General features: G+C 64.4%; 14 protein-coding genes. 2 read left to right on the forward strand and 12 right to left on the reverse strand.

Features of this window, described 5'->3' with window-relative positions:
* Positions 1–7: 7 nt before the first annotated feature.
* Both ntrC and ACFQ2F_RS08860 read right to left on the reverse strand, forming a co-directional pair.
* On the reverse strand, positions 8–1,450 hold the full coding sequence (gene ntrC / locus ACFQ2F_RS08855; RefSeq protein ID WP_379088747.1) for a nitrogen regulation protein NR(I): 1,443 nt from the start codon (positions 1,448–1,450) through the stop codon (positions 8–10).
* 3 nt (positions 1,451–1,453) lie between these two features.
* On the reverse strand, positions 1,454–2,599 hold the full coding sequence (locus ACFQ2F_RS08860) for a two-component system sensor histidine kinase NtrB (protein ID WP_379088750.1): 1,146 nt from the start codon (positions 2,597–2,599) through the stop codon (positions 1,454–1,456).
* Between the two features lie 179 nt (positions 2,600–2,778).
* On the opposite strand from ACFQ2F_RS08860, the gene ACFQ2F_RS08865 reads away from it, so the two are divergent.
* Together ACFQ2F_RS08865 and ACFQ2F_RS08870 are read left to right on the forward strand one after the other, a co-directional pair.
* Positions 2,779–3,984: a bifunctional 2-C-methyl-D-erythritol 4-phosphate cytidylyltransferase/2-C-methyl-D-erythritol 2,4-cyclodiphosphate synthase gene (locus ACFQ2F_RS08865; RefSeq protein ID WP_379088753.1), complete on the forward strand. Its 1,206-nt coding sequence runs from the start codon at positions 2,779–2,781 to the stop codon at positions 3,982–3,984.
* Positions 3,985–4,002: 18 nt separating this feature from the next.
* The gene (locus ACFQ2F_RS08870) at positions 4,003–4,524 is read left to right on the forward strand and encodes a CinA family protein (protein WP_379088756.1); all 522 of its coding nucleotides are present in this window, start codon (positions 4,003–4,005) and stop codon (positions 4,522–4,524) included.
* Positions 4,525–4,544: 20 nt separating this feature from the next.
* On the opposite strand, the gene ACFQ2F_RS08875 is transcribed toward ACFQ2F_RS08870, so the two are convergent.
* From ACFQ2F_RS08875 to eno, 10 genes are all read right to left on the reverse strand, one after another.
* The gene (locus ACFQ2F_RS08875) at positions 4,545–5,024 is read right to left on the reverse strand and encodes a type II toxin-antitoxin system RatA family toxin (protein WP_379088759.1); all 480 of its coding nucleotides are present in this window, start codon (positions 5,022–5,024) and stop codon (positions 4,545–4,547) included.
* Between the two features lie 26 nt (positions 5,025–5,050).
* Positions 5,051–6,028, reverse strand: a complete 978-nt coding sequence (lipA, locus tag ACFQ2F_RS08880; protein ID WP_379088761.1) for a lipoyl synthase — start codon at positions 6,026–6,028, stop codon at positions 5,051–5,053.
* A gap of 19 nt (positions 6,029–6,047) precedes the next feature.
* Positions 6,048–6,299 (reverse strand): GlsB/YeaQ/YmgE family stress response membrane protein, encoded by a 252-nt coding sequence (locus ACFQ2F_RS08885; RefSeq protein ID WP_379088763.1) that lies wholly within the window; start codon positions 6,297–6,299, stop codon positions 6,048–6,050.
* A gap of 98 nt (positions 6,300–6,397) precedes the next feature.
* Entirely contained in the window at positions 6,398–6,997 is a 600-nt protein-coding gene (locus ACFQ2F_RS08890) for a GNAT family N-acetyltransferase (RefSeq protein WP_379088766.1), read from the reverse strand.
* Positions 6,998–7,061: 64 nt separating this feature from the next.
* Entirely contained in the window at positions 7,062–7,967 is a 906-nt protein-coding gene (locus ACFQ2F_RS08895) for a 2-oxo acid dehydrogenase subunit E2 (protein WP_379088769.1), read from the reverse strand.
* Positions 7,968–7,975: 8 nt separating this feature from the next.
* Positions 7,976–8,461 carry a DUF6980 family protein gene (locus ACFQ2F_RS08900; RefSeq protein WP_379088772.1) on the reverse strand — a complete coding sequence of 162 codons (486 nt, stop codon included), beginning with the start codon at positions 8,459–8,461 and terminating at the stop codon, positions 7,976–7,978.
* Positions 8,462–8,500: 39 nt separating this feature from the next.
* Positions 8,501–9,955 (reverse strand): pyruvate dehydrogenase complex E1 component subunit beta, encoded by a 1,455-nt coding sequence (locus ACFQ2F_RS08905; RefSeq protein ID WP_379088775.1) that lies wholly within the window; start codon positions 9,953–9,955, stop codon positions 8,501–8,503.
* Positions 9,956–9,969: 14 nt separating this feature from the next.
* The gene (gene pdhA / locus ACFQ2F_RS08910) at positions 9,970–10,965 is read right to left on the reverse strand and encodes a pyruvate dehydrogenase (acetyl-transferring) E1 component subunit alpha (RefSeq protein ID WP_379090653.1); all 996 of its coding nucleotides are present in this window, start codon (positions 10,963–10,965) and stop codon (positions 9,970–9,972) included.
* 265 nt (positions 10,966–11,230) lie between these two features.
* Positions 11,231–11,551, reverse strand: a complete 321-nt coding sequence (locus ACFQ2F_RS08915; RefSeq protein WP_379088778.1) for an FtsB family cell division protein — start codon at positions 11,549–11,551, stop codon at positions 11,231–11,233.
* 87 nt (positions 11,552–11,638) lie between these two features.
* Entirely contained in the window at positions 11,639–12,919 is a 1,281-nt protein-coding gene (gene eno / locus ACFQ2F_RS08920) for a phosphopyruvate hydratase (RefSeq protein ID WP_379088781.1), read from the reverse strand.
* Positions 12,920–13,007: the final 88 nt, after the last annotated feature.

A 13,007-nucleotide genomic window follows, 5' to 3' on the forward strand; every position in this document is an offset into this window, starting at 1 on the left:
TATGATTTCAACCGCCGGGCGAGCGGATCACCTTGATGCCTAAGTCCCTGATCTTCTTGCGCAAGGTATTGCGATTCAGGCCTAAGAGATCTGCAGCTCGGATCTGGTTGCCGCGGGTCGCCGTGATGGCGGCGGTGATAAGCGGAAACTCAACCTTCTTGAGGATGCGATTATAAAGGCCGGGGGGCGGCAGCTCCTGGCCGAACCCCATGAAATAGTCGTTGAGGAAGCGCTCGACGGATTCCGACAGATCGCCGGGCTGCTCGGCCTGGTTGTCGAAGGCCGGCCGCGTGGTGCTGGCGAGCTCCGCCTCCACCATCTCGGTGGTGATGATGTCCTGGGCGTAGATCGCCGAAAGCCGCCGGACCAGATTCTCCAACTCGCGAATATTGCCGGGCCAGTGATAGCGCTTCAGGCGCTCGATGGCGCCCGGCTCAACGCTCTTGGGCGGGAGACCTTCCTTCTCGGCGATGGCCAGGAAGTGGCGCACGAGGTCGGAGATGTCCTCCAGGCGCTCCCGCAAGGGCGGCAGGCGTAGCGGCACGACATTCAGCCGGTAATAAAGATCTTCGCGGAAGAAGCCCTGATCGATTTGCTGCTTCAGGTCGCGATTGGTGGCGGCGATGATGCGCACATTGGTACGGATCGGGGTGCGGCCGCCGACGGTGGTGTATTCGCCTTCCTGGAGCACGCGGAGCAGCCGCGTCTGGGCTTCCATGGGCATGTCGCCGATTTCGTCCAGGAAGAGCGTGCCGCCCTCGGCCTGCTCGAAGCGGCCGACATGGCGGTTCTGGGCGCCGGTAAAGGCGCCCTTCTCGTGGCCGAAAAGCTCGGATTCGATCAGCTCGCGCGGGATGGCGGCCATGTTGATGGCAACGAAGGGCCCGGTCTTGCGCTTGCCGAACTCATGCAGCGCGCGGGCGACCAGCTCCTTGCCGGTGCCGGACTCGCCGGTGATCATCACCGTGAGATCGGTCTGGGTCAGCCGTGCCAGCACCCGGTAGATGTCCTGCATGGCCGGGCTGCGCCCGATCAGCGGCATGCCCTCGTTGTCGTCGGGCGTCAGGCGCTGGGTCTTCTTGCGCGGCTCGGCGAGCGCGCGGCCCACCACGGCCACAAGCTCGTTCAAGTCGAACGGCTTGGGCAGATATTCGTAGGCACCGCGCTCTGTCGCCGTGATGGCCGTCATAAAGGTGTTTTGCGCGCTCATCACGATGATGGGCAGCTCGGGCCGCAGCTTTTTCACCCGCGGAATGAGCTCGAACGCGTTCTCGTCGGGCATCAGCACGTCGGTGATGACGAGATCGCCCTCCCCCTGGCTGATCCAGCGCCAGAGGGTGGAGGCGTTGCCCGTGGCGCGCGGCGAATAGCCGGCGCGGGCGAGCGCCTGGTTCAGGACGGTGCGGATAGCCGCATCGTCGTCTGCGATGAGAATGTTTCCCTTCGCCATGGTTTAGTCCTGGCCGTTTTCTTGGTTTTCGTTTGGCGCCAGATCGCCTTCCGCTGCCGGCATGAGGGTGCGGAAGACGGTCATCTTGGGCCGGGAATCGCATTCGATGATGCCGCCGTGGTCGTTCACGATCTTGGCCACCAGGGCGAGACCCAGGCCGGAGCCGGTCTGCTTGGTGGTGACGAATGGGTCGAACAGGTTCGGCATCAGATCCGGCGGAATGCCGGAGCCGTTATCCTCGACGGAGATCTCAAGCGGCAGGCTGACCCGCGAACGGCCGCCTTGCAGCGACAGACGCACGCCGGGACGGAAGGCGGTCGACAGAGTGATCTGAGCGTCGGGCTCGTCTCCAAGCGCCTCGGCGGCGTTCTTGATGAGGTTGAGATAGACCTGCACCAGTTTGTCCCGATTGCCCGGGACCGGCGGCAGGGATGGGTCGTAATTCTCGATAATCTTGATGTTGCGGGCGAAGCCGTTGGCGGCGACCTGCTTCACGTGGTCGAGCACGTCGTGGATGTTGACCGGCTCGCGCTCAAGCGGGCGCTCGTCGCCGAAGATCTCCACCCGGTCCACCAGCTTCAGGATGCGGTCGGACTCGTTACAGATCAGCTGGGTGAGCGCACGGTCGGATTCGTCGGTGTTGGTCTCAAGGAGCTGAGCGGCACCCCTTATACCCGACAGCGGGTTCTTGATCTCATGGGCCAGGATGGCGGCCAGCGCGGAGACGGAGCGCGCAGCACCGCGATGGTTGAGCTGGCGCTCGATCATCTGCGCAATGGAGCGCTGCTGCAGCATGATGAGCACCTTGCCGGGCGCATCGGGCACCGGGCCGGCATAGAGATCCACCAGCTTTGGCGCATCGAGACGGAAGGAGGAGAGCTCCACGCCGTACTCGTTGACGGTGCTGCCGGTCCGCTGGACCTGCTCGGCCAAAGAGATCACCGGGCTGCCGAATGCGACGACATCCCCGAGGGTATGCCGGCTCAGCACCGCAATGCTCATTTGGAAAAAGTCTTCCGCTGCGCTATTGGCGTATTCGATCTGGAGATTATCACCCACCACGAGAAGAGGATGCGGGAGCGCGCCCAAAAGCGCTTCGAGCGAATAGCTTGACGGGCCGGACGGATCGGAGGCCGGCGATTTACTCAAGGCCTGCAAAAGGACGGTTCCCCCTCGACCTATTCGCTATGCACAAATTTTGCGCAAGACGACAAGATGACATTTAATTGTGCACGATACGCAGGTTTGTGCCGCGGAGCAACACGGCAATCGTGCGGATGCGACAATGTGCTTAACCACCTGATTTTTATGACGAAGGGGGAGTTTTTGTGAGGGTTGCAGCGTTAATCGTGGCGGCCGGGCGCGGCCGCAGAGCAGTTCAGCCGGGCGGATCGGCGGCTGGCGCCGAGTCCGGTTTGGACGAAACGCCCAAGCAGTACCGGCAAATCGGCGGTGCGCCGATGCTTTCCCACGCCATCCGTGCGTTCAGCGATCATGGCTCGGTGGACGAGGTGCTGGTGGTGATCCATGAGGGCGATCAGGCACGCTATGACGAGATCGCCGAGGGCGTGTCGGCGAAGCTGAAGCCGGCGGTGGTTGGCGGCTCCCAACGGCAGGACTCGGTGCGCTCAGGGCTGGAGGCGCTGGCGGGAGATCCGCCGGACCAGGTGCTCATTCACGATGCGGCGCGGCCCTTCGTGGACGGGGCGCTGATCCAGCGGGTGATCGACAGCCTAAAGACCACTATGGGCGCCCTGCCCTGCCTGCCCGTGACCGATACCCTGAAGCGGAGCAAGAACGGGATCGTGACGGAGACCGTGGACCGGGCGGGCCTGTGGCGGGCGCAGACCCCGCAGGGTTTCCGGTTCCAGGAGATCCTCGATGCCCACCGGGCGGCGGCCGGGCTTAGCATGACCTTCACAGACGATGCGTCGATCGCGGAGTGGTACGGGCTGCCCGTTGCGCAGGTCGAAGGATCGGAAGCCAATCAGAAGGTGACCAACAGTGAGGATTTCGTTTTGGCGGAGGCGCGGCTGATGGGAGCGACCCAGCTGGATGGATTGCGGATCGGGTCCGGCTACGACGTACATGCCTTCGGCGAAGGCAATGCCGTGGTGCTGGGCGGCGTGTCGATCCCCCACGACATGGCCTTGTCGGGCCATAGCGATGCGGATGTGGTGCTGCACGCGCTGACTGACGCCCTTCTGGGGGCCATCGGCGATGGAGATATCGGCGTCCACTTCCCGCCGTCGGACCAGCAATGGGCTGGCGCCGATTCGTCCGTGTTCATCAAGGACGCGCTGCGCCGTGTGGCGGACCGGGGTGGCCGCATACTCAATGCCGACGTCACGATCCTGTGCGAGGCCCCCAAGATCGGGCCTCACAGGGATGCGATGCGCGGCCGCATCGCGGAGCTATTGGCTCTGGACGTGGATCGTGTTGGACTGAAGGCCACAACCCATGAGGGTCTCGGCGCGATCGGCCGGGGCGAAGGGATCGCGGCCATGGCGACCGTGACCATCAACCTCGCATAGGGACCAAGCGGGGCCACAGTGCATAGCGAACTGGACGATACGGAAACCATCTGCATCGGCGAGACGCTGGAGGCGCAGGCCGCCGCGGTGCTCGACCGGTGCCGCGAGCAAGGGCTGCAGCTGGCGCTGGCCGAATCGTGCACCGGCGGGTTGCTCGCCGGCACGCTCACGGCCATCCCCGGCTCCTCGGAAGTCGTGGACCGCTGCTACGTCACCTACTCCAATGTCGCGAAGATCCAGATGCTCGGCGTCTCGGGCGAGCTGATCAATGCCGAAGGCGCGGTCAGCAAGGCGGTCTCCTTCGCCATGCTGGAAGGCGTGCTGGAGCGGTCGCGTGCCGATATCGGCTTGTCCATCACGGGCATTGCCGGGCCCGGCGGTCAGGAGAGCGAGAAGCCCGTGGGGCTGGTTTATCTTGCCGCCGCCAAGCGTGGCGAAGAGCCGGTGTCGGAGCGCATGCTGTTCGGCGATGCCGGGCGCACGGAGGTCCGCTCGTTGAGCGTCGACCGCGCGCTGAAGCTGCTCGCTTCCATACTCTAAGCGGAATCAGTCGAGAAAAATCAGGCACTTATGGAGCGCGGCTTCATGGAAGGCGGCCCGTAGACCTTGTCCGCCCGTTCCTCGAAGGCTTCCGTGTATTTGCGCACCGCCTTGGCGAACAGCCCGCCCATGAGTCGTTCCAACATGCGCGACCGGAAGCTGTAGCGGATGTAGAAATGGATATCGCAGGACGTGTCCGTGAGCGGCTTGAAGTGCCAGCGGTTCTGCAGGAACGAGAACGGACCGTCGAGATATTCCACCAGGATCAGCCGCTCGGCCGGGTCGAGCACCACCTCGGTAGTCAGGCTCTCGCGGATCAGCTTGTAGCCCACCTGCATCTTGGCGATGACCACCTGCTTGCCGTCGCGATCTTCGCGGCGAACGATCTTCAGCTCCTCGCAGAGCGGCAGATAGCCGGGATACTTCTCGATGTCGGCCACCAGATCGAACATGTTGCGGGCGGAATGGCCGACGCGGTGAGTGACCTCGTAAGTATGCATGGAAACGGTATCGGTTCGGGTGTCGTTCAGGCGCGAAGCGCGGCTTCGCGGGCGGCCTTGAGCTTCGCGAAATCCTCGCCCGCATGGAAGGACGACCGCGTGAAGGGGCTCGAGGCTACGAGAAGGAAGCCCTTGGCGTAAGCCGCCTCCTTATAGGCTTCGAAGGCCTCCGGCGTCACGTATCGGTCGATGGCCGCATGTTTCCGGGTCGGCTGGAGATACTGGCCGATGGTGAGGAAGTCGATCTCGGCCTCGCGCATATCGTCCATGACGGCGAGGACCTCGTCGTCGGTCTCGCCCAGCCCCACCATGATGCCCGACTTGGTGAAGCTTGCCGGGTCGTGGCGCTTGGCGTCCTTCAGGAGCGCCAGGGAATGGCTGTAGTCGGCGCCGGGGCGGATGCGCCGGTAGAGCGACGGCACGGTCTCCAGGTTGTGATTGAAGACGTCGGGCTTGGCGGCCAGCACGGTCTCAAGCGCCCCGTCCTTCTTGCGGAAATCCGGAGTCAGGACCTCGACTGTGGTGTCCGGCGCATGATGACGGATCGCTGCGATGGTCTTCGCGAAATGGTCCGCCCCGCCGTCCTTCAGATCGTCCCGGTCGACGGAGGTGATGACGATATGCTCCAGGCCGAGATCGCCCGCCGCGCGGCCGACCCGCTCCGGCTCGCCGCCGTCCAGGGCGCCGGGCTTGCCCGTCGCCACGTTGCAGAAGGCGCAGGCCCGGGTGCAGATCTCACCGAGAATCATGAAGGTGGCGTGGCGCTTCTCCCAGCACTCGCCGATATTGGGACAGGCCGCCTCCTCGCAGACCGTGGAGAGGCCGTGGCTCTGGACGATCCTGCGGGTCTCGCGAAACGCATCGCCCCCCGGTGCCTTGACGCGGATCCAGGAGGGTTTGGGCACCACGGGCGTATCCGGAAGCCGCATCTTCTCCGGATGGCGCGGTCGGCCGGATTCCGGCTTCGGCCGCCTTCCCCCTCGCATGTCGATCAACGTCACCATATGGCGAACCGACCCCTTCTCAGTCCCGAATGCGGCGCCAGACGAATAGCACCAGAATAGCGCCCAGGGTGGCAACAAGCATGGAGCCCCAGAAGCCGTAATCATCATAGCCGAAGATTTGCTGGGCGAGCGTGCCGCCCACGAACGAGCCGGCGATGCCGACCAGCAGATTGGTGAGCAGGCCGTGATCGCTGGCCGTCACCTTCTCCGCGATATAACCCGCGACAAGGCCGATCATCAACATGCCGAAGAAACCGATTTCCGGTCCCATGATCTCCTCCGATCGAAGGCGGGTCCGTTGCTGCCCGCCCGATGAATATAGGCGCTTGCCCGTGAAGCGATAGTGTCGGCGGCTATGCTCTGAGCGCCTTATCGCAGCGGCTTCACCATAAGAATCCACTCGCCGCGGTCGTCTCCTTCGGGGGACGGTGCCTTTTCTCTGGCGGCTTCCGCATAGCCGGCGCGAGCATAAAGCCTGGCGGCGTTCTCGTTCCAGCTGCCCACGATCACGCTCAGCGCCGGCGCGGACGCTTCTCTGGCGCGCTCTTCGGCGATGGCGAGTAAAGCCTCGCCCAACCCGCGGCGACGGAACTCGGCGAAGCAGGCCAGGATGTTCACGTACCAGGAGCCGGGGGCCTTGGCCTCCAGCAGGACCAGAGGCCGGATGAAGTCCGGAACCTCGTCCAGATTTCCCATGTCGTACGGGTCGTCGAGCTGGAAGCCGACCAGAGCCGCGGCCACCTCGCCGTCGACCTCGGCCATGACGGCATTGCGGTAGGAGAACTCCCCCTCCTCCCGGCGGGCCCGGAAGCGGCCGAACTCAAGCACCGATTGCTCGGGCTCCTTCATGCCGCGCCACAGGGCCGACGGGATCCCCTCGCCTGCGATATCGATCAGGATGGCAAGCGCCGAAGAATCGTTCTGGGTGCCGGGCCGAAAGGTCGTCTTCGATGTCGGGTCGGTTGTCATTGGGCGCGTTATAGAGCGATCCGTCTCAGAGGGCGATCCTTCGAGAGCGATCTTTGGGGCGATCCTAGATCAGCATCATGACGGGATCTTCGACGAAGCCCTTGAAGGCCGCCAGGAGCTTCGCGCCCAGCACACCGTCGATCACACGGTGATCGCACGAGAGCGTCACGGTCATGGTGGTGACAGTCGCGATCTCTTCGCCGCGGGGCACGAGCTGCTTCTCCGCCTTTCCGACCGCCAGGATGCTCGCCTGGGGCGGGTTGATTATCGCTGAGAACTCCCGGATGCCATACATGCCGAGATTGGAGATGGCGGTGACGCCGCCCTGGTATTCATGGGGCGCGAGGCGTTTTCCGCGTGCGCGCTTGGCGAGGTCCTTCATCTCGTCGGAGATGTGCCTCAGGGTCTTGGTGTCCGCATCGCGCACGATGGGTGTGTGTAGGCCGCCCTCCTCCAATGCGACCGCGACGCCGACATCGGAGGCCTTGTGGAAGAGCATGCCGCCTTGCGTCCAGGTGGCGTTGGCTTTGGGCACTTTCTGGAGCGCCAGCGCCATGGCCTTGATCAGGAAGTCGTTGACTGAGATGCGGTACTTGTCCGGCCCTTCGGCGGGCGAGGCGGCGTTGACCTTCCTGCGGGTGGCGAGCAGCGCATCGAGCTCGCAATCGATGGTCAGATAGAAATGAGGGATGGTCGCCTTCGCCTGGGACAGCTTCTCGGCGATCATCCGGCTCATGGTCGAATGCTCGACCCGGTCGTAGCTCTCCGGCTCGTAGAGGGCGAGGATGGTCTCGTCGGACAGGGCTTGCGGGCTCGTGGCGGCTTTCGCGGCCGGCGCCTGTCTCGGCGCGCTTTCGATATCACGGGCGATGATGCGCCCGTTGGGGCCGGAGCCGGTCAGACGCGCCAGATCGATCCCCTGCTCTTTCGCGAGGCGCTTGGCGTAGGGCGATGCGATCAGGCGGTCCATGGCGGCTATCAAAGGTCCCGGGCGATCCACCACGCCTCGGAGCGGAACTCCTGGGGCAAGGTGTCGAGGATATCGTCGAGGATGCCGACCTCGGGTCCGAAGCGCTTCTCCGCCTCGTCCATATAGGCGTCGCGCACCGAGCCCGGCAGCGGCTTGCCGGTCCAGGGATCGAAGGGCAGCGTCAGGCGGGACGGGCCGCCATCGAAGACGGGCATGCCGAACTCGCGGAAGACAGGATCGTAGGCGATGGGTTGTTGGGGATCGCAGGCCGACCAGAGGAGATCGGGAAACTCCGCATAGAGCACCGAGCGGCGCGGATCGAGATTGAAGGCGTGGCGCACAGCGGCCTTATGGCCGGCCATGATGGCGAACATCCCTTCCCAGATCTCGTCCCAGCCGGCCTCGTCCCGGTGAAACGCGGCTAGGCGCTCCAGCACCGTCAGATTGGCCTCGATCTCCTGGGCGATCTCTTCCTCGGTCAGGTTGCGGGTCATGGGTGAGTCCTGGGTGATTTCCGGCAATCGTTCTGATGCTCAGTCCTTGTAGAGCACCTTCTTGGCCGCCGCGATCACCTGCTCGTTACGCGGCAGGGCCAGCTTCTCCAGATTGGCGGCATAGGGCATGGGTACGTCGGCGCCGGAGACGGTGAGCGGCGGGGCGTCGAGATCGTCGAAGCCGTCTTGCGTGACGCGCGCGCAAATCTCCGACGCGAGGGAGCAAACGGGCCAGCTTTCCTCGATGGCGACCAGGCGATGGGTCTTGGCGAGTGAGGCCAGGATCGTCTCCATGTCGAGGGGGCGAAGCGAGCGCAGGTCGATGATCTCCGCTTCAATCCCCTCCTCGGCGAGCGTGTCGGCGGCGGCGATGGCGTAGGTGAGCCCGCGGGAATAGGAGACGAGGGTCACGTCCTTGCCTTCCCGTAGGATCCGCGCCTTGCCGATGGACAGCACGTAATCGTCGAGCTTCGGCACCTTGAACTGCTGGCCGTAGAGGATCTCGTTCTCCAGGAAGACCACCGGGTTGGGATCGCGGATGGCGGCCTTCAGGAGCCCCTTGGCGTCGGCGGCGCTATAGGGCGCGATGACCTTCAGCCCCGGCACATGGGCGTACCAGGACGAGTAGTCCTGGCTGTGCTGGGCAGCGACCCGGGCGGCGGCACCGTTCGCGCCGCGGAAGACGATGGGGCAGCGCATCTGGCCGCCGGACATGTAGTGGGTCTTGGCGGCGGAATTCACGATGTGGTCGATGGCCTGCATGGCGAAGTTCCAGGTCATGAACTCCACGATGGGCTTCAGCCCGGCAAAGGCCGCGCCCGTGCCGATGCCGGCGAAGGCGTATTCGGTGATGGGCGTGTCGACCACGCGCTTCGACCCGAACTCCTGCAGGAGCCCCTGGGTCACCTTGTAGGCGCCCTGATACTGGGCGACCTCCTCACCCATAACGAAGACGTCGCCGTCGGCGCGCATCTCCTCCGCCATGGCGTCGCGGAGTGCCTCGCGCACAGTCTGGTCGATGAACTCGGTGCCTTCGGGGATCTCCGGATCGGGCGCGATTTTGGGCTTGGGCGGCGCCTTGGTCTCGGGCTCAGCCGGGCGTTCTCCCTCTCCCCTCGGGGGAGAGGGTTGGGGTGAGGGGGAGCCATTTTTCGACTTTGCCCCCTCACCCGCGTCGCTGCGCGCCGCGACCTCTCCCCCCTGGGGAGAGGTGTCCTTCTGTTCGGGAATCTTGATGTCGGCGGCATCCTCGCCCTCGTCGAGAAGAATCGCGATGGGCTTGTTGACCGGCACGTGCTCGGTGCCTTCTTCCACGAGCAGTTTGCCAACCTTGCCGTCGTCGAGCGCCTCCACCTCCATGGTGGCCTTGTCGGTCTCGATCTCGGCGATCACGTCGCCGGTCTTCACCGCATCGCCCTCCTTCACCAGCCATTTGGCGAGGGTGCCCTCCTCCATGGTGGGCGACAGGGCCGGCATCAGAACTTCTTGAGACATCGGCGCTTGCAGCTTCAGGCTTGAGAGGGCGGTTGGGATTCGACGAGCACGTCGGTCCAGAGCTCGTCCGGATCGGGTTCGGGATCTTCCATGGCGAACTCGGCGGCTTCGTTCACGACGGCGCGGATCTCCTTGTCGATCTTTTTGAGATCCTCTTCCGTTGCCACGCCCGCTTCCATCAGGCGCTTGCCGACCAGATCGATGGGGTCGTGATGCTCGCGGACGTCCTTGACCTCCTCGCGGGTGCGGTACTTGGCCGGGTCGGACATGGAGTGGCCGCGATAGCGATAGGTGAGCATCTCCAGGATATAGGGACCGGCGCCGTGGCGCGCATGATGCACGGCGCGGGCGCCCGCGTCGGCCACGGCCGAGATATCCATGCCGTCCACCTGCTCGCCGGGAATGCCGAAGACGGAGCCGCGATTGTAGAGCTTGTGGGCATTGGCGCTGCCCCGCTCCACCGATGTGCCCATGGCGTAGCGGTTGTTCTCGATCACGTAGACGACGGGGAGCTTCCAGAGCGATGCGATGTTGAAGCTCTCATAGACCTGGCCCTGGTTGGCGGCGCCCTCGCCGAAATAGGTCAGGCAAACCCGGTCGTTCTCCCGGTAGTGATTGGCGAACGCGATGCCGGTGCCGAGCGGCGCCGGCGTGCCGACGATGCCGTGGCCGCCGTAGAAATCCTTCTCCACCGAGAACATGTGCATGGAGCCGCCCTTGCCCTTGGAGTAGCCGTGACGGCGTCCGGTGAGCTCGGCCATAACGTATTTCGGGTCCATGCCGCAGCTCAGCATGTGGCCGTGATCGCGATAGGCGGTGATGACCTGGTCGCCATCCTCGATCACCGTGCGCATGCCGGTGACGATGGCTTCCTGGCCGATATAGAGATGACAGAACCCGCCGATATGGCCCATGCCGTAGAGCTGGCCCGCCTTCTCCTCGAAGCGGCGGATCAGGAGCATGGCGCGATAGGCGCCGAGGTTGGAGGTGTCGCCCTTGCTGCCGATCACCTCGTCGGCAACCCCCGCCGCGAAGCTCTCGGCGCGGCCGTTGCCGTTGCTCCCATTACCGCCTGCACCCGACTGGCCGTCTTCGCTCGCGCGTGAGGGCTCGGGCGCTCCCTGAGACAGGAAGCGCGGAATGGGATGATCGTATTGGCCTTGAGAACTCAACCGGGCCTCCGTCGGCTCAAGCAACCGGAGGCAGTTTTACACGTATCGTGTGCTGCTTACCACTGGGAGAGCGGCGCTTTGCCCATCAATCGGGCCGTCTGCCTTAGGGCCGCGGCATGAAGGATCTGTTGGGGACTCTCCGCTTCATCATCACGACCTCGTCGTTATGGGCGAGATCGAGAATCGCTCGGGCGCGCTCGTCGAGCATGTCGGGATCGAGGCTCTCGGGCCGCAGCAAGGCCACGTCACGTTCCAGGCGCTTGCGCACCTCTTTCAGGCCGGCGAGCTCACCCTGCAGCACCTCTTTGCGGGATTGCAGCTCCTCGCGGGCTTTCAGCCCGTGATCGCCGCTCTGCAGGCTGTAGCCGAAATATGCGCCGATCCCGCAAGCGAGAAGCGGGAAGATCAGTGACCGGACACCCATGAGAAACGCTTGAACCCCTCCCCGATGGCGCCGCGCTTAAACGCGGCGGCGAATCGGCAGTGTCGGGGAGAGAGGGTTAAGTGCAGGTTACGCGCCGCGCTTCAGGACGGATTTGCCGGCGTATTTCGCGGCCGCGCCCAGCTCTTCCTCGATGCGGAGAAGCTGATTGTATTTCGCCACGCGGTCGGACCGCGCCAGGCTGCCCGTCTTGATCTGCCCGCAATTGGTGGCGACCGCCAGATCGGCGATGGTGGCGTCTTCCGTCTCGCCGGAGCGATGAGACATGACGGCGTTATAGCCGGCATCCTGGGCCATCTTCACGGCCTCAAGGGTCTCGGTCAGCGAGCCGATCTGGTTCACCTTTACCAGGATCGCGTTGGCGATGCCCTTGTCGATACCCTGCTTCAGGCGGGTCACGTTGGTCACGAAAAGGTCGTCGCCGACGAGCTGGCACTTGTTGCCGATCAGCATGGTGAGCGCCTTCCAGCCCTCCCAATCGTCCTCGGACATGCCGTCCTCGATGGAGAAGATCGGATAGTTGGCGAGAAGCTCGCCGTAATACTCGGCCATGTCGGCGCCTTCGAGCTTCTTGCCCTCGCCGGCCAGATTGTACAGGCCGTCTTCAAAGAACTCGGTGGCGGCGACGTCCAGGGCCAGGAACATGTCCTCGCCGGGGGTGAAGCCCGCGTCCTCGATGGCGGTGATGATGAAATCCAACGCCTCGCGGGTCGAGCCGAGATTGGGGGCGAAACCGCCCTCGTCGCCGACATTGGTGTTGTAGCCGGCAGCTTTCAGCGCCTTCTTCAGTGCGTGGAAGGTTTCGGCGCCCATGCGGAGCGCTTCGGAGAACTTGTCCGCGCCGACAGGCACGATCATGAACTCCTGGAAGTCGATCGGGTTATCGGCATGGGCCCCGCCATTGATGATGTTCATCATGGGCACGGGCAGCAGGTTGGCCTGCTCGCCGCCGAGATAACGGTACAGCGGCTGACCCTTGGAAGCCGCGGCCGCCTTGGCGATGGCGAGCGACGCGCCGAGGATGGCGTTGGCGCCCAGCCGTTTCTTGTTGTCGGTGCCGTCGAGCTCCTGGAGCGCCTTGTCGGCGGCTTCCTGATCGGAGGCATCCTTGCCCTTCAGGGTCTCGGCGATCTCGCCGTTCACCGCATCGACCGCCTTCTGCACGCCCTTGCCGAGATAGCGGTTGCCGCCGTCGCGCAGCTCGTGGGCCTCGTGAGCGCCGGTGGAGGCGCCCGACGGGACGGCTGCACGGCCGAAGGCGCCGTCTTCCAGGGTAACATCCACCTCGACCGTCGGATTGCCGCGGCTGTCGAGAATTTCGCGGCCCTTTACGGATTTGATTGCGGTCATAGGGGGTCCTCGCCTTAAAAAGCGCGTCGTGGCGGCTTTACAGATTTCATGGAGGGCGCATCGGACCGCGCCCAAGGTTCCGTCCTCT

Source organism: Methyloligella solikamskensis (assembly GCF_042676065.1).
Lineage (GTDB): Bacteria > Pseudomonadota > Alphaproteobacteria > Rhizobiales > Methyloligellaceae > Methyloligella > Methyloligella solikamskensis.